The sequence below is a fragment of the Aliiruegeria sabulilitoris genome, from assembly GCF_001558155.1.
GTDB lineage: Bacteria > Pseudomonadota > Alphaproteobacteria > Rhodobacterales > Rhodobacteraceae > Tropicimonas > Tropicimonas sabulilitoris.
Window position 1 is genome coordinate 143,868 of sequence record NZ_LOAS01000009.1, and the last position, 20,238, is coordinate 164,105.

The following is a 20,238-nucleotide window of genomic DNA, read 5'->3' on the forward strand; positions in this document are numbered from 1 at the left end:
CGGCAAAATGCTCAGTCACGGCGCGTGCACAAAGAGAGTGTGGGCCGTGTGGGGTCAACCGGTTTCGATGCCGCAGGCGTCACAGCACCGAGCAGGCGCCTTCGGTTGCGGGGCCGGCATTGGCGCGGAACGTGGCGAACAATTCCCGCCCGATGCCACGAGTATTGGCAGACAAGTCTACCTGCACGGGCGCGCGGCTGTCGAAATCGGCTTCCAGCACATCCAGACTGCCCGCGTTGGCATCGACCCGCACGCGGTCGCCATCGCGCAGCTTCGCGAGCGGCCCGCCCATGGCAGCCTCCGGGCTGACATGGATAGCAGCCGGAACCTTGCCGCTGGCGCCAGACATGCGGCCGTCGGTGACGAGTGCCACCTTCAGGCCGCGGTCCTGCAGCACGGCCAGAATGGGGGTCAGGTTGTGGAGCTCGGGCATGCCATTCGCGCCCGGGCCCTGGAAACGGACCACCACCACCGTGTCTTCGGTGAACTCGCCGGCCTGAAAGGCTGCCTTGACCGACCCCTGATCGTGGAAGATGCGGGCGGGGGCTTCGATCACGCGGCGCTCCGGGGCCACGGCCGAGACCTTTATCACGCCATGGCCGAGCGAACCCTTGAGCTGTTTTACCCCGCCGGACGCCTGGAACGGGTCGGATGCCGGACGCAGGATCTTGTCGTTGAGGCTCTCTCCGGCGCCCTCTTCCCAGACCAGTTCGCCATCGCGCAGCTTCGGTTCGCGGGTATAGAGCGCCAGACCTTCGCCCGCGACGGTGCGGGTGTCGTCATGCAGGAGCCCCACCTTGAGCAGCTGGCCAATCATGTAGCCAAGCCCGCCGGCGGCGTGGAAGTGGTTCACATCGGCCAGCCCGTTCGGATAAACCTTGGCCAGAAGCGGCGTCACCTCCGACAGTTCTGCGAAGTCGTCCACGGCCAACTGTATGCCCGCCGCTTTCGCCATGGCAGGCAGGTGCAGCAGCAGGTTGGTGGACCCGCCCGTCGCCATCAGCCCGACAATGCCGTTGACGAAGGCGCGCTCGTCGAGCACCTCGCCGGCCGGGGTGAATTCATTGCCAAGCGCGGTGATCTCTACCGCGCGTTTCGCGCCCGCCTCGGTCAGCGCATCGCGCAGGGGCGTATTCGGCGTCACGAAGCTCGCGCCCGGCAGGTGCAGTCCCATGAATTCCATCAGCATCTGGTTGGAATTGGCCGTGCCATAAAAAGTGCAGGTGCCGGGGCCGTGATAGGAGGCCATCTCGACCTCCATCAGCTTGTCGCGCCCGACCTCGCCAGCGGCGAATTGCTGGCGTACCTTGGCCTTCTCGTCATTGGGAATGCCGCTCGGCATCGGGCCGGCGGGCAGGAAGACAGCGGGCAGATGCGAGAAACAGGCCGCAGCCATCACCAGTCCGGGAACAATCTTGTCGCAAACGCCCAGATAGATCGAGGTATCGAAACAGTTATGGCTGAGCGCCACGCTGGCCGACATGGCAATCACGTCGCGCGAGAACAGGCTCAACTCCATGCCGGCCTGGCCTTGGGTGACTCCGTCGCACATGGCCGGAACGCCGCCGGCGACCTGTGCGGTCGCGCCGGCTGCGCGGGCGGCCTTGCGGATCAGTTCCGGGTAATGCTCGAAGGGCTGATGGGCCGACAGCATGTCGTTATAGGCGGTCACGATCCCGATATTGGGGGCACGGGTGGCGGCAAGCGCCGCCTTGTCCGCGCCCATTGCGGCATAGGCATGGGCCTGGTTTCCGCAGGTCAGATGCGCCCGTGCCGGTCCGCTTTCCACCGCTGCGCGCATCTGGTCGAGATATTGCTCCCGGCTTCCGCGGCTGCGTTCGATAATGCGGTCTGTCACCTTTGCGACGGTGGGGTTGAGGCTCATGGGACTCGCTCCTTCCTTATTGGTCGCGGGCTAGCACGTTAGCGCTAACGGGTCAATTCTTCTTGCGTTTGCACATACTGCCACAGGGATGCGACTTCTGTCTCGCTATCGCGGTCATGCCGAGCCTGCAAGGCGGAGTTTCCAAGAGTGCGCTGGTTCGGAAACTGTCCCGCACGTATCACCCGGCTCAGGGAGAGGAGACCACGGACCGACCAGAAACGCGCGGAGATACAGATGAACGACACCGAATTGCACCTGCACGAGATCCAGACCGAAGCCTCCCGGCAACGCGCCGACGCCCTTGTGCGCCTTGTACTGGCCACCGGCCGCCTCGTCGCCCGCCCGTTTCGTCGCGATGCCGGTCAGGCGGTCTGAGCGGCTTCACCCTTTCCCTTGCCTCGCGCAGAGGATAGGTCGGTCGGATGATCGATCAGACAGAAACACTCCCCGTTGTTCGCCTGCGCCCCAAGGCCGATGCGCGCGCGCTGCGCCATGGCTTCCCCTGGGTTTATAGCGACGAGCTTGTCACCGACCGGCGCACCAAGGCGCTGGCCCCGGGCAGCATCGCGCTGCTGGAGGATTCCGAGCGCCGCCCCTTGGGGGTTGTCGCCGTAACCCCCGCCTCCCGCATCATCGCCCGGATGCTCGACCGCGACCCGGAGGCCGTGATCGACCGATCCTGGTTGGCCGGGCGGATCGCCCGCGCGCTGGAATTGCGCGAGCGCCTTTACGATTCCCCTTTCTACCGGCTCGTTCACGCCGAGGCCGACGGGCTTCCGGGCGTGGTGATCGACCGTTTTGGCGACGCCGCCGTGCTGCAACCCAATGCCGCCTGGGCGGACCGCTTGACCGACGAGATCGCCGCGGCGCTGACCGAAGTGACCGGTTGCAGCACCATTGTCAAAAACGGCACGGGCCGGGCGCGTGGGCTCGAAGGGCTGCCGGAGGAAACGGCGGTTCTGACGGGGCATGTCGATGCGCCGATCGAGGTGCCGATGAATGGCGCGATCTACATGGCCGACCTTCTGGGCGGGCAGAAGACGGGACTGTTCTACGACCAGCGTCCCAACCACGCCTTTGCCGCCCGGCTCGCCAAGGGCGCGCGGGTGCTGGACGTATTCAGCCATGTCGGCGGCTTCGGCCTCGCCGCGCTGGCTGCGGGCGCCGTTTCGGCGACTTGCGTGGACGGATCGGCCGCGGCGTTGGATCTGGCCGAGGCCGGGGCGCGCGCCGCAGGCATGAACGACAGGCTGAGCACGCGCAAGGGCGATGCCTTTGCCACCATGGAAGCGCTGGCCGGGGAGGGGGCGCAGTTCGACCTCGTGATCTGCGATCCGCCCGCCTTTGCTCCTTCGCGTCAGGCGCTCGATGCCGGGCTGCGCGCTTATGAACGTGTCGCGCGGCTCGCCGCGCCGCTGGTGGCGCCGGGTGGCTATCTCGGCCTTTGCTCCTGTTCGCATGCAGCGGATCTGACGAAGTTCCGCAACGCCTCGGCCCGAGGCATCGGGCGGGGCGGACGCCGGGCGCAACTGCTGCGCACCGGCTATGCCGGCCCCGATCATCCGATGCTGCCGCAACTGGCCGAGAGCGGCTATCTCAAGGTGTTGTTCTTCCGGCTCGCGCCCTGATGCGCGCGTTGCTCGACGCCTGCGTGCTCTACCCGACCGTGATGCGAGAGATGCTGCTCGGTGCGGCGGGCGAGGGGCTGTTCACCCCGCTCTGGTCCGAGCGACTGCTGGAGGAATGGGCGCGGGCAGCGGCGCGGCGTGGTCCGCTCGACGAGGTGCAGGCGCGCGGCGAGATCGCGGTTGCCCGGGCCAACTGGCCGAAAGCCTGCATTGCGCCGCGAGATGGCGACCTGCAACGCCTGTGGTTGCCGGATGAGAACGACATACACGTTCTGGCCGCCGCAATTGCCGGTTCCGCCGACGTGATCGTGACGCTGAACCGCAAGGATTTTCCGCGCCACACCCTTTTCGAGGAAGGGTTGGAGCGGGCCGAGCCGGACGGGTTTCTCTATCAGCTCTGGCTCGATCACCCGGCAGCACTGGAGAAGGTCGCCGCCCGCGTGCTTGCCCGCGCCGAGCAGATCGACGATGCGCCGCATGAGCTGCGCAAATTGCTTAAAAAGGCCCGCCTGCCGCGACTGGCAAAGGCGCTGTCCGTCAGCTGAGCAACGCGCCTATTGCGGCCTCGGGCTGGATAGATGCCGCCCCTTCGCCTATCTGCAAGGGACAGGAGCGCGCCAATGACCATTCAGATCCCTTTCGACAACAGCTATGCCCGCTTGCCCGGCCGGTTTTTCATGCGGCAGGCGCCGGTGCCGGTGAAGGCCCCGGAATTGCTGCTGCTTAACCTCGGGTTGGTCGAGGAACTGGGGCTTGACGCTGAGGCGCTGCAATCCGCGCAAGGCGTGGCTTTCCTGTCGGGCAATGGCGTGCCCGAGGGCGCGGAGCCGCTCGCGCAGGCCTATGCCGGACATCAATTCGGGGGCTTCTCGCCGGTTCTGGGCGACGGGCGGGCGATCCTTCTGGGCGAGGTGATCGACCGGAATGGCGCGCGGCGGGATATTCAACTCAAGGGCTCCGGCCTGACCGCCTTCTCCCGCCCCGGAAGTGACGGGCGCGCGCCGCTGGGGGCCGTGATCCGCGAATTCATCCTCTCCGAGGCCATGCATGCGCTCGGCATCCCGACCACCCGTTCGCTGGCCGTCACCGCCACCGGCGAGCATGTACGGCGCGAGGCTTACCTGCCCGGCGGCGTTCTGACCCGCGTGGCCGCCAGCCATATCCGCGTCGGCACCTTCCAGTTCTTCGCCGCGCGACAGGATACCGAGGCGCTGGCAGCGCTGCTCGACCACGCGATAGAGCGCCACTTTCCACAGGCGGACGGACCGCTGGCCTTCCTTGATGCCGTTATCGCCAGCCAGGCGCGGCTCGTCTGCCAATGGCTGGGCATCGGCTTCATCCACGGCGTGATGAACACAGACAACACCGCAATCAGCGGCGAGACCATCGATTTCGGCCCTTGCGCGATGATGGACACGTTCCACCCGGCGACGGTCTATTCCTCCATCGACCATGGCGGGCGCTATGCCTATGGCCGGCAAGCGGAGATCCTTGGCTGGAACCTCGCCCAGCTTGCCAGCGCGCTGCTACCCTTGGTCGATGCGGATCAGGACGCCGCACTGGAGGCGGCGCAGGCGGCGATGGAACGCTATCCCGACCTGCTGCGGGAAAACTGGAGCGCCACCTTCCGAGCCAAGATTGGGCTTGTGACCGAGGAGCCGGAGGACGATGCGTTGGTGGCCGGCTTGTTGCAGCGGATGGCCGAGGAGCAGGCCGATTTCACCAACACGTTCCGCGCCCTTGCCACGGGCGCGGCGCGGGACCAGTTCACCGATCCCACGGCCTTTGACCAGTGGGAGGCGGATTGGCGCGCGCGACTGGCCCGTGAACCCGAACCGGAGGCGCTTGAAGCGCGGCTGAAACAGGTCAACCCGGCGATCATTGCCCGCAACCACCGGGTGGAGCAGGCGATTGCGGCGGCGCTGGATGGAGACCTTGCGCCAACGACGCGACTGGTCGCGGCGCTGTCCCGGCCGTTTGATGATCTGCCCGGCGATCTGGCCGATCTCGCTCGCCCGCCGCTCGAGGAGGAGCGGGTTCACCGTACCTTCTGTGGCACCTGAGGCCGTCGCGGCCGGTTGATCAGGACCAGCCCGCCAATCACCAGCGCGAGCGCCCCGATCAATCCCGGCTGGATGTCTTCGCCGAGGATCAGCCAGCCCATGCTCACGCCGAAGATCGGTGTGAGAAAGCTGAAAGCGGCGACCGAGGCCGGCGGGTAGACCGAGAGCAGCCAGAGCCAGACGGTGAAGCCGACCGAGACCACGAACACGATTTGTACACCCAGGCCCCACCAGTGGATCGGCTGCGGATCGCGCAGGAATTCCCCGAATAGCGGCGAGATCGCCAGTAGGATCGGCGCGGAAATGCCCACTTGCCACAGAAGCTGGGTTTGCGCGTCGACCCCGGAGATTTTCGTTCCGCGCGCGACAAGCGCAATTGCCGCCCAGGAGATCGCCCCGCCAAGCGCGCAGAGATCGCCGGCAAGACTGGCCTCGCCAGCGCCGCCGCCCCGGTTCACAATCGCCCAGGTAACGCCGGCAAACGCCAGTAGGAGGCCCGCCAAGCGGTTCCGGGTAAGCCTTTCGCCGGGCAGCAGGAAATTCGCCATGATCGCGAACCATACCGGCATCGAATAGAAGATGACCGAGCTGCGCGTGACCGTGGTCAGGTCCAGCGCCAGGAACAGGAAAACGAACTCGAAAGAGAAAGCGAGCCCGAGCAACAGACCTCCGCCCCATGTCTCCCGGCGCAGATCGGGGCGCCGCCCGCGAAGCCGCATCAGCAGCCAGATGCAGGGAATGGCCCCGAGCGAGCGCAACCCGGCCCAGAAGACCGGTTGCAGCCCCTCGTTCACCACCTTGATGATGACCTGGTTGAAGCCGAGGAAAGCGGAAAACCCGATCAGGGCGAGCGCGCCGAATGTGTCGATCCTGTCTCTGCGCTGCATGCTCACCCTCGCGTTTTCCCTGCCTCTGCGCTTCCACATCCGATAAGTCAATGCGCCCGGCAACAGAGGCAGCCCTGCAACGCTCTCTCGATTGTTAACGCCGAAAAGGCGCAAAACGGTTCCCGCCGAATCACCCCCGCTGTAGCCTCGCCTCATAACAAGGACCGAAAAACATGTCCGACAGAGCAGATTTGACGGTTCGTCCCATCGAGGCAGGGGACGAAGCGCAGTGGCGCCGGTTGTGGACCGGCTATCTCGATTTTTACGAGACCTCCGTCAGCGAGGAGGTCTATCGCACATCCTTTGCCCGCCTCCTGTCGCCGGATCCGCAGGAGTTTCACGGACGGCTCGCCATTCGGGATGGCCGCGCCGTCGGTCTCGTCCACTACGTCTTTCACCGCCATATGTGGCGGGTCGAAAACACCTGCTACCTTCAGGATCTTTATGCCGACCCCGATGCGCGCGGCATGGGCGTGGGGCGTGCGTTGATCGAAACGGTCTACGAGGCCGCCGATGCGGCGGGCGGGCCCTCCGTCTACTGGCTGACGCAGGACTTCAACGCCACTGCGCGCCAGCTCTATGACCGGATCGGAACACTGACCCCTTTCATCCGCTATAACCGGAGGCTCTCGTGAGGTTGCGCGCGCTTGGAGCGGCCGCGCTCACGCTGGTGCTGGCGGCCTGTGCGCCCGGGCCCTCGGCCGATATCGCGCAGCGCCGGACAACGGATGTCAGCACCCTGCCGCCAATGCTGAGCTTTTCCGCCGCGCGCGTCACGCCGAGCGTGCGGAGCAATCGCGAACTGGCTGGCGATTTTCTCGAACTGACCTTCGAGCTGGAGAGCGGGCGCGAGATTCCGCGACTGACCCGGTTCGAGGGCGATATTCCGCTGGAGCTTCGCGGCAATGCCGCGCCGTCGCTGCGCCGCGACCTCGAACGCCTGATCGGACGGCTGCAGCGCGAGGCGGGCGTGCCCGTGCGCGCCGCGCGCCCGGGCGAGCAGGCTGCGATCATCGTCGAGGTGCTGCCGAGCCGCGAATTGCAGCGCGCCGTTCCCCAAGCCGCCTGCTTCGTCGTCCCGCGCGTGCGTGGCTGGGAGGAGTTCCGCAAGGCGCGCCGCTCGGACAAGGTTGACTGGACCACGCTTCAGAGCCGCGAGGTGGCTTCTGTCTTCCTTCCCGGCGATGTCAGCCCGCAGGAGGCCCGCGACTGCCTGCACGAGGAGATCGCGCAGGCGCTCGGCCCGCTCAACGACCTTTACCGCCTGCCGGATTCGGTCTTCAACGACGACAATTTCCATACCGTGCTGACCGGTTTCGACATGCTGATGCTGCGGGTGACCTATGACAAGGCGCTGGCCAACGGCATGGGGCGTGCACAGGTGGCCGATGCGCTGCCCTCGATCCTCGCTCGTCTCAACCCGGCCGGGCAGCGCAGCGGACCGCCGCCCGCGCCGTCAACGCCGCATATCTGGATCGAGGCGATAGAGGATGCGCTCGGGCCCCGCGGTGCGCCGGCCCATCGCCGCGAACAGGCGCGACGCGCGGTAGAACTTGCCCGTGCGGCCGGCTGGCGCGATACGCGGATGGCGTTTTCGCTCTATGCCTACGGACGGCTCTCGCTCAACCAGGCCCCGGACCAGGCGCTTTCTGCCTTTGTCGAGGCCTCGAACATCTATCGCACGCTCCCCGACACCCAGATTCAGGCCGCCCATGTCGCCATGCAGCTCGGCGCCTTCTCGCTCAGCGCGGGCGAGGCCAACGCGACCCTGAGGCTGGTGGATGAGAGCCTTCCGGCGGTGCGTGCGGCCGAGAATGCGGCGCTCTTGTCGACGCTGATGCTGATGCGGGCGGAAGCGCTGGAGCTTCAGGGCCGGCTGACCGAGGCGCGCGCCGAACGCAACGAGGCGATTGGCTGGGCGCGCTACGGGTTCGGCTCCGACGATCTGGTGCGGCAGCGCGCGAGCGAGATTGCCAGCCTTGCCCCCGCCCCGGCAGGCGGGTAAGCCCGTGCGCGAGCAATAGCGGGGGCAAAGATGATTGTCATTCTGGCATCGATCGGCGGAGCGATCTGGGGCGGCATGCTGGCGCGCAAGCGTGGCGGCAAGCCGGCGGATATCGCCCAATACGCGGCCGGCTATGCCATTGCGCTGGCGCTTTGCGGCCTGATTGTCACGATCGTTCTTGAGCGGTTGCTTTAGGCGGCCTGCTTTGGCCCGAGCGGAACGGCAGCCGCCGCACTTGGGGTTTTCAGACCGACTTCGTGAGTTTTTTCAGGCGGGCCAGAGCGGAAACGGCCTTCGGAAAGGCTCGACCGCCGGCATTTTCCGCGCCACACTCTCCGGATTGCAACCTGGGGAGGAGCGCATGGATTTTCTGACAGACCCGTTTCTGGTGGACCCGTCCCGTTTTGACGGCCCCGTTCTGGTCACCGGGGCTGGGGGCTGTATTGGCTCCTGGGTGGTCTCGATCCTTGCCCCCTCCGGAGTCGACCTCGTCGCCTTCGATCTGCGCGACGACCGGACACGGCCGGCATTGCTTCTGGGAGAAGCAGCCGCGGAGCTGATCTGGGAGACCGGAGACATCACCGACAGCGCCCGCCTCGCCGAGATCTGCGACGCGCATGGAATTCGCTCCATCATCCACCTGGCGGGGTTGATGGTGCCCTTCTGCAAGGCAGACCCGGCCGCCGGCGCGCGCGTGAATGTTGAGGGTACGATCAACGTGCTCGAGCTTGCGCGACGTAACAGATTGAAACGGCTGGCCTATGCCAGCTCCTCTGCCATCCACGGCATGCCACCGGGCGGGCCGACCATCGCCACGCTCTATGGCGCCTACAAACTGGCGAACGAACATACCGCGCAGGTCTATTGGCTCGACTGGCAGGTGCCCTCGGTCGGAATTCGCCCGAACGTGGTCTACGGCGTTGGGCGGGATCTGGGCATGACCTCCGAATTCAGTGTCGCGCTGCTTCACGCCGCTCGGGGCGAGGCTTTCGATATATCGTTTGGGGGGCCGGTGAGCTGGCTCTACGCGGGCGAAGCCGCCTCGGCCTTCATCGCCGCTGTGGCTCGCGAGGGAGAGGGCGCGCCGGTGTTCGATCTGAACGGCACCTGCATGAGCATCGAGGAAGGGCTCGAGATCCTGTCGCGTGTGGCCCCAGGCCATGCGGTGCGCACGGTGGGCACGCTGCTTCCAATTCCGCCCGATCTGAGCGACGCGCCGATCCGGGCGCATCTTGGCGCCTATCCGTCGGTCACGCCGGAGGAGGGGATACGAACAACTTTCGACGCCTTCCAAAAGCTTCTGGCTAAGGGAAAGCTCTCCTGAACCTGTCGAAAGGGAATCGCGGACCAAGCGTTTGCCGCTGGCGCGCGGGAGGCCTCGGTCGCGGAGTCCGGTACGGTTGCCAACGCGCCGAAGGCGCGCCCGGCCCAACGGGAGGAGCGCATCTTTGATGCGCGAGCGACGGGCGGGAGCGCTCCCGCCCCTTTTCGCCGGGCTGACGCCCGACAAAAAGCGTTGGGGGTGGCGCCCTTCGGGCGATTGGGGAACGTTCTACCGGAGCGGGGCGGGTGTTGACCTTGGCGCGCCGCCACGGGAGGGTGGCAGGCAATGAAACCCGGGAGGCTCGATGTTTCTGCCCTTCTTCCAGAACCTGCGCGACGGTGGCGTGCCGGTAAGCCTGCGCGAGTACCTTTCCTTTCTGGAGGGGATGTCGGCGGGGCTCGTGACCTATGATCTCGAGGGGTTCTACTATCTTGCCCGCGCCGCCATGGTTAAAGACGAACGCCACCTCGACCGCTTCGACCGCGTCTTCGCCGCCAGTTTCGACGGCATCGAGGCGATCAGTGTCGAACAGGTCATGGAGGCTCTGGACCTGCCGGAGGACTGGCTGCGCAAGATGGCGGAGAAGCATCTGAGCAAGGAAGAAATGGCCGAGATCGAGGCGCTTGGCGGCTTCGACAAGCTGATGGAGACGCTCAAGGAGCGCCTCAAGGAACAGGAAGGTCGCCACCAGGGCGGCAACAAATGGATCGGCACCGCCGGCACCTCGCCCTTCGGTGCCTATGGCTACAATCCCGAGGGCGTGCGCATCGGCCAGCACGAGAGCCGCCACAAGCGCGCGGTCAAGGTCTGGGACAAGCGGGAATTTCGCAATCTGGACGACACGGTGGAACTTGGCACCCGCAATATCAAGGTCGCGCTCAAGCGGCTGCGCCAATGGGCGCGGCACGGCGCGCATGAGGAACTGGATCTCGACGAAACGATCCGCGCCACCGCCGATCACGGCTATCTCGACGTGAAGATGCGCCCCGAGCGGCATAACGCGGTCAAGGTGGTGATGTTTCTCGATGTCGGTGGCTCGATGGACCCGTTCATCAAGGTGGTGGAGGAGCTGTTCTCGGCCGCACGCACCGAGTTTAAGCACCTTGAATATTACTACTTCCACAATTGCCTCTACGAGGGCGTCTGGCGGGATAACCGGCGCCGCTGGGACGCGCAGACCCCGACCTGGGAGGTGTTCAACACCTATGGTCCGGATTACAAATGCATCTTCGTGGGCGATGCCTCGATGAGCCCTTACGAGATCGTGCAACCCGGCGGCGCCAACGAGCATTGGAACGCGGAATCGGGCGAGCTCTGGCTGCGGCGTGCGCGCGAGCAATGGCCGGACAATCTCTGGATCAACCCGACACCGGAGCGGCACTGGCAATACACCCAGTCGATCGCCATGATCCGGCAGATCTTTGACGACCGCATGGTGCCGATGTCCCTGGAAGGGATCGAGCGTGGAATGCGCACCCTCGGCTGATCCGAACGCGCCAATGCTTGAAGACAAGTCCCGACACGGCTATCGCCGGCGGACGTCTCCCAACATGCCGATGCCCGCCAATGCCCCGCTTGCCCGCCGCCACGCTGTTTCTGTCCGCGGTCTTCCTGATCACGGCCATGTCGGCCATTGTGCGCCTCCTCTCGGCGGAGTTGCCGATCGGGCAGATCCTGTTCTGGCGCTCCGCGGGGGCGGTCGTTCCGATTGTCGGCTACATGATGCTGCGCGGCGAATTTCCTGCCGCGTTCGGCACGCGCCACCCGGGGCTGCATGTCACAAGGAGCCTCTTTGGCGTTCTGTCCATGGCGCTCTCCCTCGTCTCGCTGGCCTACCTGACGGTCGCCACGGCCCAGGCGCTCGCATATCTCGCGCCGGTGCTGACCCTGCCGATGGCCGCGCTTCTGGCAGGCGAACGGATCTCTGGGAAGATCGTGCTTGCCACGCAGACCGGGCTCGCGGGGGTTCTACTCATGCTCGGCGAACCGCTCACGCTGCCCGGCACGGACAGGATGATCGGCGTCGCCGCCGGGCTTGGCTTCGCGCTCACCATGGCGTTTGTCCGGGTGCATGTCCGCAGCATGACACGAACCGAACGGCCAACGACCATCGCGTTCTATTTCGCCCTGACCGGCAGCGTTGCCGGGCTTGCAACCGCACCCTTCGGCTGGGTGACGCCGGATGCGGCGACACTTGGCTGGCTGCTCGCGGCAGGGTTGCTTGGCGGCGCCGCCCACGTGCTTTCCGCCGAAGCCGTTGCGCGCGCGCCGGTCTCGCGACTTGCGCCGCTTGAATATACTGGCCTGCTTTGGGCTCTCGGCTTCGACCTTGTGCTCTTCGGCGATGTGCCGACGGGCTATGGTGCGGCCGGCGCAGCGGCTATCCTCGCGGCTGTCGCATTGGCAACCAGCCGTCCATCGCGGCGCGGCTAGCGCGCCTGAAGGCTTGCCGAAGTGGCTTCGCAGGCCCATATCATGATCCATGATCAAGCTCACTCCGCTCCTTCTGATGCTGCTCTACGGGCTGGCGATGTATCGCTTCTCGGCCTGGAAGACCGCACGCGATCTCGATGCCCGCTCCTCCGAGCTGGCCGACCCCCGCCTGCGCGGGCTGCTGGACCGGATGGCCAAGGCGCTGGACCTCGAACGGATCCGCGTCTTCATCTACGAGGTCGCCCCGATCAACGGCCTCGCAGCGCCGGACGGGCGGATTTTCATCACCCGAGGCTTCTATGACCGCTATCGGGCCGGCGAGGTGAGCGACGAGGAGATCGCCAGCGTGATCGCCCACGAGATGGGCCATGTCGCGCTCGGCCACTCCCGGCGTCGGATGATCGATTTCTCCGGCCAGAACGCCATGCGGGTCGCGCTGGCGGGCATGATCAACCGCTTCCTGCCGGGTATTGGCGTGGTAATCGCGGGGGCGCTGACCTCGCTGCTGGCAGCGAGGCTGAGCCGGCAGGACGAGTTCGAGGCCGATGCCTACGCCTCGGCCCTGCTGGTCAAGTCGGGAATCGGGACCGGGCCGCAAAAGAGCCTGTTTGCCAAGCTGGAGAAACTGACCGGCGGATTGGGGGCGGGAACCCCCGCCTGGCTGATGAGTCACCCCAAAAGCGATGTCCGTATCGCGGCGATCGAAGCGCGGGAAGCGCGCTGGAATACTCCCAGGATCGACACGTAGGAGGCGGATAGGAGGCGGCGCTGGCTGCTTCGCTTCGCCGCTGCCCGGCGCCCTGGTGACCGGGGCGGGGCGCGCGGCGCTTTGACCAATAGGCCGCAATTCACAAGAATCCTGTATCTTTTTGTCCTTGGCGCCCCGTTTCGGCGGCCAGGTTAAAGCGGCTATGCAATAGGGTGCGTAGCGCAAACCGCGAAACAGTGAGATCAAGCAGCCATTGCAGTGACGCAACAGCGGCTTACTGTGTGGGGCGAGCCCAATGGCGATGTCGCCGGTCATTGGCTCCGATGCCAAGCAGGCGGTCCCACTGTGGAAATCTCGAGGTCAGATATGGGTTTGACATGCTTTGATGTGATGGTCTCGCCGGAGGTGCAGAACACCATCCATCCGGAGGAGAGCGTTGCGAAAGCCTTCAACATCATCAAGCGCAGCCGGGCGCGTTTCCTGCCCGTGGTCGATCATGACGGCAAATATGTCGGCGTGTTCACGGCCCCGACTCTGCTCAAGCTGATCCTGCCCAAGGCGGCTCTGATCGGGCTTAGCCATTCGCGGGTGCCGCTGAGCAGCCTTGGCTTCATGAGCCTGTCGGAAGAAGATTTCAACGCGCGCCTCCAACAACTCAAGCACGAGAAGGTCGGAGACAACCTCTCCAACCCCGACAACATCCCCGTGACCGCGCCCGAGACGCCGGTCATGGAAGGCATCTTCCTGATACACCAATACAAACGGCACGTGATCCTTGTGGATCCGAAAACGAACCGCTTCGTCGGCACAATGAGTGCCAACTCGCTCCTGGACCACGTGCTGGCCCAACCCGAAGAAACAGAGAACGCAAACAGTGAGTGAACAAGCCGCATCACATGGCGCAGCCGCCATTTCCGTTCCGGACATGCTGGGTGTCGATCCGCTCTGGCTCGCCACCGGCATTCTCGTGCTCGTCTATGCCGTCCTGATCACCGAGAAGGTGAACCGGGCGGTTCTCGCCATGCTCGGCGCCTCGTTGATGGTCCTCTTTGGGATCATCAACCAGGCGCAGGCCGTGGCTGGGGTCGATGCCAACACGCTGGCATTGCTGATCGGCATGATGGTGATCGTCGCCATTACCAGCCGCTGCGGCCTGTTCCAGTTCGTGGCGATCAAGGCGGCCAAGACGGTCAAGGCGGACCCGACCGGAATCCTGATCATGCTGACGCTGATCACGGCGATCTTCTCGGCGCTGCTGGACAACGTGACCACCGTGCTGCTGATCGCGCCGATCACGCTTCTGATCACGGAAGCGCTGGAAACCAAGGTGTTTCCGTTCTTCGTGGCCGAGATCCTGGCCTCCAATGTCGGTGGCACGGCGACGCTGATCGGTGACCCGCCCAACATCATTATCGGCTCCGCGGCGGGCCTCAGCTTCAACGATTTCCTGTTCAACCTCGCGCCGATCGCCGCGGTCTGCCTCGTTGTTCTGACCGGCATCATCTACCTGATGAACCGCAAGGCGCTGCGCAGCATTCCGAAATCGGCCAGCGAACGGATCATGGGATTCGACGCCTCCGGCGCGATCCAGGACAAGGTGCTGATGTACAAGTCGCTCTTCGTGCTGGCACTGGTGCTGGCCGGTTTTACCATGGGCCACGGCTATGGCATCCAGCCGGGCACCGCCGCGCTCGCGGGCGCCGCGCTGCTGATGCTGCTGGCCTATGGCCACCAGAAGCCGGATGCACAGTCAGAGACGCTCCACCATGTCTTCGGCGAGGTGGAATGGGTGACGATCTTCTTCTTCGGCGGCCTCTTCGTGATCGTGGCCGGGGTCGAGCATGTTGGCCTGCTGGAGATGTTTGCCGAAGCCGTGCTCGATTTCACCGAAGGCGACCTGATGTGGACGGCCTTCCTGATCTTCTGGGCCTCGGGAATCCTCTCGGCGATCCTCGACAATATCCCCTTTGTGGCGACGATGATCCCGATGATCGAGTCCACCGCCCACACGTTCGGTCCGGACAAGATCGAGCCGCTCTGGTGGTCGCTGGCGCTTGGCGCCTGCCTCGGCGGGAACGGGACGCTGCTCGGCGCATCGGCGAACCTGACCGTTGCCGCATTCGCCGAAAAGGCCAAGCAGCCGATCGGGTTCATCGCCTTTACCAAGATCGCCTTCCCGATCATGATCCTCACGCTGATCATCGCCAACGTGTATATCTGGCTCCGCTACTTCTGAGGGAGAGGACCCGGACGCATCCTCCGAGACGCGCGAAGGCGCGCCGTCAGCCGAGTTGGGTGATGACCATGGTCGCCGGCACACCATCTTCTGCCGAGGAGACATGTCCCGCACCCGTCGTGTCTTCCATCCAGAACAGGTCTCCGGCGGTGAAATCCCGCACCTCGCCCGAACCCGCCTCGACCCGGAACCGGCCCGACAGGATCGCGGCGATCTGGCGGCGCGGCGAGCGGTGCTGAACACCCTTCCAGCCGGCCGGAAGCGTCAGGAAAACAAAGCCCGTCGCCGGATACAACTCCGAGATCTGAAGCGGCGCCGCGGGCGGGGCGAACTCCCGGAACGGGACATCGACGGTGCGGTCTTCGAAATAGGACACGCCCTCGGCGTCTTCGAGCAGGATGGAATACTGCATTCTGGCCTCCAATAGGTTGCGTGACCCGATCCGGTCGCCGGATGACGCGGTCCGGTCAGCCTAGCCCGATTCTTTCGGTTCACGGAAGAAACTGGGCCAGACAGGTTGGGTCGAAGCATTTGGCTGTCGCGGCCATGGCGTCGCTGTGGCTTGTCGCCCTTCCCGGCCGGACCAAAAAAGAAGCCCCCGCCCGGTTTCCCGGACGGGGGCGATGTCAATTGCCTTGGTCGGCTGGAGATCAGCCGTAGGAGGCGATGAAGTAGCCCGCGACAACGGCCGTACCAATCACGCCGGCCACGTTCGGACCCATGGCGTGCATCAGTAGGAAGTTGCCCGGATCCGCGCGCTGGCCTTCCACCTGGCTCACACGTGCCGCCATGGGCACGGCCGAGACGCCTGCAGAACCGATCAACGGGTTGATCTTGTTCTTGCTGAAGACGTTCATCAGCTTGGCCATGAGCACGCCGCAGGCTGTCGCGATGCCGAAGGCGATCACGCCGAGGCCGAGGATCTTCAGCGTCTCGGCTTTGAGGAAGGCTTCACCGGTCATGGTGATGCCGACCGACGTTCCGAGGAAGATCGTAACGACGTTGATCAGCTCGTTCTGGGCGGCTTTCACAAGGCGCTCGGTCACGAGGCTTTCGCGCAGGAAGTTGCCCAACATCAGCATGCCGATCAGGGCCGAGGCGGCCGGAACCAGCAGGATGACGACGATGGTGACCATGCCGGCGAAGATGAGCTTTTCGAGGCGGGATACTTGGCGCAGAGACTTCATGCGGATCTTGCGCTCGGCTTCCGTGGTTAGGGCCCGCATGACGGGCGGCTGCAGCATCGGCACGAGGGCCATGTAACTGTAAGCCGCCACCGCGATCGGCGCGAGCAGATGCGGCGCGAGCTTGTTGGCCAGGAAGATCGAGGTCGGACCGTCCGCGCCGCCGATGATGCCGATGGCACCCGCTTCTTGGGGCGAGAAGCCAATGGCCGTGGCGCCCAGGAAGGTCGCGAAGACCCCGAACTGGGCCGCCGCGCCGAGCAGCAACGTGCGCGGGTTGGCGATGAGCGGACCGAAGTCGGTCAGAGCCCCGACGCCCAGGAAGATGAGCGGCGGGAAGATCTCGTAATCAATGCCGAGCTTGATGTAGTAATAGAGCCCGCCCGGGTGATCGCCATGCGGCAGGTTGATCATACCCTGCGTGGGCAGGTTTGCGAGCAACGCGCCAAAGGCGATAGGGATGAGCAGGAGCGGTTCATATTGCTTCCAGACCGCGAGGTAGAACAGCACGGCGATGACCACCCACATCACCACCATTTGAATGGTGAGATCCGGGAAAGCGGTCAGCGACCATAGCTCTGCGAGCCTGGACATTTCTGTTGTGGTGGCTTCCATCGGAGGAACGCCTCCTTAGGACAAGGTGACGAGGACCTGACCCTCGGTCACGGTTGCACCGGCGGCCACGTTGACGGCGGTGACGGTGCCGTCGGAAGGGGCGCCGATGTTGGTGTTCATCTTCATGGCTTCGAGAACCAGAAGCGTGTCACCTTGCGAGACTTTCTGACCGACCGACACGTCGACACTGATCACGGTGCCAGCCAGCGGGCTGGGCACGGCGCCGTCGCCAGCCGGAGCAGCGGCCGGGGCCGGCGCAGCGGCAGGAGCCGGGGCAGGGGCAGCGGCGGGAGCCGGGGCGGAGACGGGAGCGGCGGCCGGGGCAGGGGCTGCCTTTGCCGGAGTATCCAGATCGAGGTCTTCGACGGTCACTTCGTAGGCAATGCCCTGAACGGTAATCCGAAGGCGTTTCATTTGTTCTGTCCTCTCAGAATATTGGGGGTTTCACCACCGAGGGTGAGCCGGGTGGGACCCCAGGCTGTCCGGATGCGCCGGCCGGCGAAGGTGTCCTTGCGACCTTCGATGGGCCAGTCGGTGACCACGTGGGAGGGAGCGGCAACGCGGGTAACCACGTAGCCGGGCCCGAAGATTTCAGACACCGCCGCGGAGATCGCGGCTAGGTGGTGGGGCGGCACACCGGCGCGGGAGGCGACGGCGGCACGCGGCGGCACGGGGGCAGCCTCGGTCGGTTTTTGTTCCTTCTTCTCACGGGTGAAGAAGTAGCCGACCAACGAACAGGCAGCCCACAGTGACGCGAGAACCGACATCACGACAGCAAAGCCGGTGCCGATGATTCCCAAGGCTTCAAGCATGTGGAAGACCTTTCATTACAGCGGGATGTTGCCGTGTTTCTTCGGCGGGCGGGTTTCGCGCTTGGACATCAGGCCGCGCAGGGAGAGCGCAACCGCCGAGCGGGTTTCGCGCGGCTGGATGACGTCATGCGCCATGAGTTCACCGGCGGCCAGATAGGGCGTGGCGAATTCTTCACGGTACTCGGCGATGAGTTCCTTGGACTTCGCGACCGGATCTTCGGCCTCCTTGATCTCCTTGCGGTAGAGGATGTTGGCAGCCCCTTCCGCGCCCATCACGGCGATTTCCGCGGTCGGCCAGGCGATCACCCGGTCTGCGCCCATGTCTTCCGAACACATGGCCAGATACGCGCCGCCATAGGCCTTGCGCATGATGACCGTGATCTTCGGCACCGTGGCGGAAGCATAGGCAAAGAGCATCTTGGCGCCGTGGCGGATGATGCCCTGCTGCTCCTGCTTGACGCCAGGCAGGAAGCCGGGGACGTCCACCAGGGTGACGATCGGGATGTTGTAGACGTTGCAGAAACGCACGAAGCGCGCGGACTTGTCGGAGGCGTCGATATCGAGCGTACCGGCTTTGACCGTCGGCTGGTTGCCGACGAAGCCCACCACGATCCCGCCGATGCGGCCGAAGCCGATGACGATATTCTGGGCGAAGAGCTCCTGAACCTCGAGGAAGTCCGCGTCGTCAGCGAGAAGCTTGATGACTTCGCGCACGTCGAACGGTGCCTTGGGGTCCTCGGGAACGATCTCGTCCAGCGCCGGGACATCGACCACGGAGAGGTCCGGTTCCACCTTGTGCGGCGGGTCCTGCATGTTGTTGGAGGGCAGGAAGGACAGCAGCCGGTGAGCCAGCGCGATGGCATGTTCGTCGCTCTCGGCGATGAAGTGGATATTGCCCGAGATCGAGGCATGGGCCTTGGCCGAGCCGATCTCGTCCATCGTCGTGACTTCGCCGGTGACCGAGCGGATCACCTCGGGGCCGCAGATGAACATCTGGGCGTTCTCGCGGGTCATGATGATGAAGTCGGTGAGCGCCGGGGAGTAGGCCGCGCCACCGGCGCAGGGGCCGGCAATGATGGAGATCTGGGGCACGACGCCCGAGAGCTGCACGTTGCGGTAGAAGACCTGGCCATAACCGGCGAGCGAGCCGACACCTTCCTGGATCCGGGCCCCGCCCGAGTCATTGAAGCCGATGACCGGTATGCCGGCTTTCACCGCATGGTCGAGCGTATGACAGATCTTCTTGGAGTGGATCTCGCCGAGCGAGCCGCCGACCACGCCGAAATCCTGGCTGAAGGCCGCGACGGGACGTCCGTCGACGAAGCCCGTGCCGACGACGACGCCATCGGTCGGGATGTCCTTCTTGTCCATTCCGAAGTGCCGGGTGCGGTGTTTGGCGTGAAGGCCGAATTCCTGGAACGTTCCCTTGGAAAACAGCGCGTCGAGGCGCTCACGGGCAGTCAGGCGCCCTTTCGCGTGCCGGTCGTCGGCCTTTTTCTGGCCGCCGCCAGCCAGCGCTATGGCGCGCCGCTGCTCCAGCTCGTCTGCTAGTTTCTTGGATATTGCCATGTCTGGACTATTCTCCCAAGGCCCCGCCCATCGTGGGCGTTGCGTTTCTTGACGAAAGGCGGGGGGAGCCCCCGCGGGCTAACGGGCGGCGATGCAAGGCCGCCGAAAGCCGGGTTTCTCTCGACATATTGACCGATGCGTCCGAACGGATGGGGTGCCACGAAGGCCCCCGGCCGGAAGTGTCGGGTTCGTCGTCACGTCCCTTCCTAAGTGGAACTGTTTCCAGGCGGATCTGCGGGTCGTTAGGAAACGGAAGCCGGCGGGGGGCGCCGGCCTCTATGCTTTGAACGATGAAGAACGAAGCTATTTTCATTCCGTGGCAACAACCTTGGCTGAGTTCGTCTGGCTCACTTGGGCTGCGGGCCGGATCGCGCGCGACAACATCATGTGTATCGTTATAGCACAACCCGGACACAACGCCGCTCCCTCGATGACGACTGGACCGCGCGAAGGCCGAACCGGTGGGACGATCCGGCGCCTCGCGCGCTTGATGCTCACACGAAGTGAGCGTCCCTGAAAACGTGATCCACGATATCTTCCCGCAGAATGCCGAGCGACGACAGTTCCTCGTCGGACATGGCTTCCAGCTCCCGCACCTTATCGAGCAGCCCTTGTTTTTCGGACATTGGAGCTCGTCCCGAGCAGATGTCGGCGAAGTACCTGACCGCACGAAGCCGCGCGGCGTCCCGATCGGGGCAGGCGCCAGGAAGATATGTCATGGTCTTTTCCTCAGGGTTCGGGGAGCTTCCCCCCACGGAAGGTTGATAGGATAGCCGGTCCCGCGTGGCCACGTTGAATGGCGCAATCCCGAAATGCAGCAGAGGCAAGGCCTCAGGGGCGAAAAAACCGGTCCAAGCGGGCCGATTTGCCGTTTTGAGGCGAATAATG

Annotated in this window: 21 protein-coding genes; 13 read left to right on the forward strand and 8 right to left on the reverse strand. The window is 64.9% G+C overall.

Going from position 1 to position 20,238, the window contains the following annotated elements:
- Positions 1-79 precede the first annotated feature (79 nt).
- Positions 80-1,885, reverse strand: coding sequence for a phosphogluconate dehydratase (edd, locus tag AX756_RS09465; protein ID WP_068310391.1), 1,806 nt, complete (start codon positions 1,883-1,885; stop codon positions 80-82).
- Between the two features lie 234 nt (positions 1,886-2,119).
- Here edd and AX756_RS25590 point away from each other — a divergent pair, with 234 nt between their 5' ends.
- The 4 genes from AX756_RS25590 to AX756_RS09480 all read left to right on the forward strand — a co-directional run bounded on the left by AX756_RS25590 (position 2,120) and on the right by AX756_RS09480 (position 5,576).
- Entirely contained in the window at positions 2,120-2,260 is a 141-nt protein-coding gene (locus AX756_RS25590; RefSeq protein ID WP_156461439.1) for a hypothetical protein, read from the forward strand.
- Between the two features lie 47 nt (positions 2,261-2,307).
- Positions 2,308-3,513 carry an RSP_2647 family RNA methyltransferase gene (locus AX756_RS09470; RefSeq protein WP_068310393.1) on the forward strand — a complete coding sequence of 402 codons (1,206 nt, stop codon included), beginning with the start codon at positions 2,308-2,310 and terminating at the stop codon, positions 3,511-3,513.
- Positions 3,513-4,058: an RSP_2648 family PIN domain-containing protein gene (locus AX756_RS09475; RefSeq protein WP_068310395.1), complete on the forward strand. Its 546-nt coding sequence runs from the start codon at positions 3,513-3,515 to the stop codon at positions 4,056-4,058. The genes AX756_RS09470 and AX756_RS09475 overlap by 1 nt, the downstream gene beginning before the upstream one ends.
- Before the next feature lie 75 nt (positions 4,059-4,133).
- Positions 4,134-5,576 carry a protein adenylyltransferase SelO gene (locus AX756_RS09480; protein ID WP_068310397.1) on the forward strand — a complete coding sequence of 481 codons (1,443 nt, stop codon included), beginning with the start codon at positions 4,134-4,136 and terminating at the stop codon, positions 5,574-5,576.
- Here AX756_RS09480 and AX756_RS09485 read toward each other — a convergent pair.
- Complete coding sequence (locus tag AX756_RS09485) at positions 5,552-6,463, reverse strand: DMT family transporter (protein ID WP_068310399.1); 912 nt, start codon at positions 6,461-6,463, stop codon at positions 5,552-5,554. The two genes, AX756_RS09480 and AX756_RS09485, sit on opposite strands and share 25 nt — an antisense overlap.
- Before the next feature lie 173 nt (positions 6,464-6,636).
- On the opposite strand from AX756_RS09485, the gene AX756_RS09490 reads away from it, so the two are divergent.
- The 9 genes from AX756_RS09490 (at position 6,637) to AX756_RS09530 (ending at position 15,170) form a co-directional block, all read left to right on the forward strand.
- Positions 6,637-7,098, forward strand: coding sequence for a GNAT family N-acetyltransferase (locus AX756_RS09490; protein WP_068310401.1), 462 nt, complete (start codon positions 6,637-6,639; stop codon positions 7,096-7,098).
- A gap of 2 nt (positions 7,099-7,100) precedes the next feature.
- Entirely contained in the window at positions 7,101-8,468 is a 1,368-nt protein-coding gene (locus AX756_RS09495) for a DUF2927 domain-containing protein (RefSeq protein ID WP_068310403.1), read from the forward strand.
- Between the two features lie 30 nt (positions 8,469-8,498).
- The gene (locus AX756_RS09500) at positions 8,499-8,663 is read left to right on the forward strand and encodes an apolipoprotein acyltransferase (RefSeq protein WP_068310405.1); all 165 of its coding nucleotides are present in this window, start codon (positions 8,499-8,501) and stop codon (positions 8,661-8,663) included.
- A gap of 166 nt (positions 8,664-8,829) precedes the next feature.
- Positions 8,830-9,792, forward strand: a complete 963-nt coding sequence (locus AX756_RS09505; RefSeq protein ID WP_068310407.1) for an NAD-dependent epimerase/dehydratase family protein — start codon at positions 8,830-8,832, stop codon at positions 9,790-9,792.
- Between the two features lie 304 nt (positions 9,793-10,096).
- Positions 10,097-11,278, forward strand: coding sequence for a vWA domain-containing protein (locus AX756_RS09510; RefSeq protein WP_068310409.1), 1,182 nt, complete (start codon positions 10,097-10,099; stop codon positions 11,276-11,278).
- Between the two features lie 80 nt (positions 11,279-11,358).
- Complete coding sequence (locus AX756_RS09515) at positions 11,359-12,225, forward strand: DMT family transporter (protein ID WP_068310411.1); 867 nt, start codon at positions 11,359-11,361, stop codon at positions 12,223-12,225.
- A 49-nt stretch (positions 12,226-12,274) separates the two neighbouring features.
- Complete coding sequence (locus tag AX756_RS09520) at positions 12,275-12,973, forward strand: M48 family metallopeptidase (RefSeq protein WP_068310413.1); 699 nt, start codon at positions 12,275-12,277, stop codon at positions 12,971-12,973.
- A gap of 327 nt (positions 12,974-13,300) precedes the next feature.
- The gene (locus AX756_RS09525) at positions 13,301-13,816 is read left to right on the forward strand and encodes a CBS domain-containing protein (RefSeq protein ID WP_068310415.1); all 516 of its coding nucleotides are present in this window, start codon (positions 13,301-13,303) and stop codon (positions 13,814-13,816) included.
- Positions 13,809-15,170 (forward strand): ArsB/NhaD family transporter, encoded by a 1,362-nt coding sequence (locus tag AX756_RS09530; RefSeq protein WP_197431068.1) that lies wholly within the window; start codon positions 13,809-13,811, stop codon positions 15,168-15,170. Before AX756_RS09525 ends, AX756_RS09530 begins: the two co-directional genes overlap by 8 nt.
- Before the next feature lie 46 nt (positions 15,171-15,216).
- Here AX756_RS09530 and AX756_RS09535 read toward each other — a convergent pair whose 3' ends face one another.
- The 6 genes from AX756_RS09535 to AX756_RS26630 all read right to left on the reverse strand — a co-directional run bounded on the left by AX756_RS09535 (position 15,217) and on the right by AX756_RS26630 (position 19,976).
- Positions 15,217-15,582 (reverse strand): cupin domain-containing protein, encoded by a 366-nt coding sequence (locus tag AX756_RS09535; protein WP_068310419.1) that lies wholly within the window; start codon positions 15,580-15,582, stop codon positions 15,217-15,219.
- A 238-nt stretch (positions 15,583-15,820) separates the two neighbouring features.
- Positions 15,821-16,969 carry a sodium ion-translocating decarboxylase subunit beta gene (locus tag AX756_RS09540; protein ID WP_082739030.1) on the reverse strand — a complete coding sequence of 383 codons (1,149 nt, stop codon included), beginning with the start codon at positions 16,967-16,969 and terminating at the stop codon, positions 15,821-15,823.
- A 15-nt stretch (positions 16,970-16,984) separates the two neighbouring features.
- Positions 16,985-17,383, reverse strand: coding sequence for an acyl-CoA carboxylase biotin carboxyl carrier protein subunit (locus tag AX756_RS09545; RefSeq protein WP_068310422.1), 399 nt, complete (start codon positions 17,381-17,383; stop codon positions 16,985-16,987).
- Positions 17,380-17,781 carry an OadG family protein gene (locus tag AX756_RS09550; protein ID WP_068310424.1) on the reverse strand — a complete coding sequence of 134 codons (402 nt, stop codon included), beginning with the start codon at positions 17,779-17,781 and terminating at the stop codon, positions 17,380-17,382. The genes AX756_RS09545 and AX756_RS09550 overlap by 4 nt, the downstream gene beginning before the upstream one ends.
- A 15-nt stretch (positions 17,782-17,796) precedes the next feature.
- Complete coding sequence (locus AX756_RS09555) at positions 17,797-19,350, reverse strand: acyl-CoA carboxylase subunit beta (RefSeq protein ID WP_068310426.1); 1,554 nt, start codon at positions 19,348-19,350, stop codon at positions 17,797-17,799.
- Between the two features lie 494 nt (positions 19,351-19,844).
- Entirely contained in the window at positions 19,845-19,976 is a 132-nt protein-coding gene (locus AX756_RS26630; protein ID WP_269432948.1) for a hypothetical protein, read from the reverse strand.
- Positions 19,977-20,238 lie beyond the last annotated feature (262 nt).

Excerpts from the sequence above, each read along its gene's own strand:
- edd (WP_068310391.1), bottom strand. The coding sequence starts at position 1,885 with ATGAGCCTCAACCCCACCGTCGCAAAGGTGACAGACCGCATTATCGAA.
- AX756_RS25590 (WP_156461439.1), top strand. The coding sequence starts at position 2,120 with ATGAACGACACCGAATTGCACCTGCACGAGATCCAGACCGAAGCCTCC.
- AX756_RS09470 (WP_068310393.1), top strand. The coding sequence starts at position 2,308 with ATGATCGATCAGACAGAAACACTCCCCGTTGTTCGCCTGCGCCCCAAG.
- AX756_RS09475 (WP_068310395.1), top strand. The coding sequence starts at position 3,513 with ATGCGCGCGTTGCTCGACGCCTGCGTGCTCTACCCGACCGTGATGCGA.
- AX756_RS09480 (WP_068310397.1), top strand. The coding sequence starts at position 4,134 with ATGACCATTCAGATCCCTTTCGACAACAGCTATGCCCGCTTGCCCGGC.
- AX756_RS09485 (WP_068310399.1), bottom strand. The coding sequence starts at position 6,463 with ATGCAGCGCAGAGACAGGATCGACACATTCGGCGCGCTCGCCCTGATC.
- AX756_RS09490 (WP_068310401.1), top strand. The coding sequence starts at position 6,637 with ATGTCCGACAGAGCAGATTTGACGGTTCGTCCCATCGAGGCAGGGGAC.
- AX756_RS09500 (WP_068310405.1), top strand. The coding sequence starts at position 8,499 with ATGATTGTCATTCTGGCATCGATCGGCGGAGCGATCTGGGGCGGCATG.
- AX756_RS09505 (WP_068310407.1), top strand. The coding sequence starts at position 8,830 with ATGGATTTTCTGACAGACCCGTTTCTGGTGGACCCGTCCCGTTTTGAC.
- AX756_RS09510 (WP_068310409.1), top strand. The coding sequence starts at position 10,097 with ATGTTTCTGCCCTTCTTCCAGAACCTGCGCGACGGTGGCGTGCCGGTA.
- AX756_RS09515 (WP_068310411.1), top strand. The coding sequence starts at position 11,359 with ATGCCCCGCTTGCCCGCCGCCACGCTGTTTCTGTCCGCGGTCTTCCTG.
- AX756_RS09520 (WP_068310413.1), top strand. The coding sequence starts at position 12,275 with ATGATCAAGCTCACTCCGCTCCTTCTGATGCTGCTCTACGGGCTGGCG.
- AX756_RS09525 (WP_068310415.1), top strand. The coding sequence starts at position 13,301 with ATGGGTTTGACATGCTTTGATGTGATGGTCTCGCCGGAGGTGCAGAAC.
- AX756_RS09535 (WP_068310419.1), bottom strand. The coding sequence starts at position 15,582 with ATGCAGTATTCCATCCTGCTCGAAGACGCCGAGGGCGTGTCCTATTTC.
- AX756_RS09540 (WP_082739030.1), bottom strand. The coding sequence starts at position 16,969 with ATGGAAGCCACCACAACAGAAATGTCCAGGCTCGCAGAGCTATGGTCG.
- AX756_RS09545 (WP_068310422.1), bottom strand. The coding sequence starts at position 17,383 with ATGAAACGCCTTCGGATTACCGTTCAGGGCATTGCCTACGAAGTGACC.
- AX756_RS09550 (WP_068310424.1), bottom strand. The coding sequence starts at position 17,781 with ATGCTTGAAGCCTTGGGAATCATCGGCACCGGCTTTGCTGTCGTGATG.
- AX756_RS09555 (WP_068310426.1), bottom strand. The coding sequence starts at position 19,350 with ATGGCAATATCCAAGAAACTAGCAGACGAGCTGGAGCAGCGGCGCGCC.
- AX756_RS26630 (WP_269432948.1), bottom strand. The coding sequence starts at position 19,976 with ATGTCCGAAAAACAAGGGCTGCTCGATAAGGTGCGGGAGCTGGAAGCC.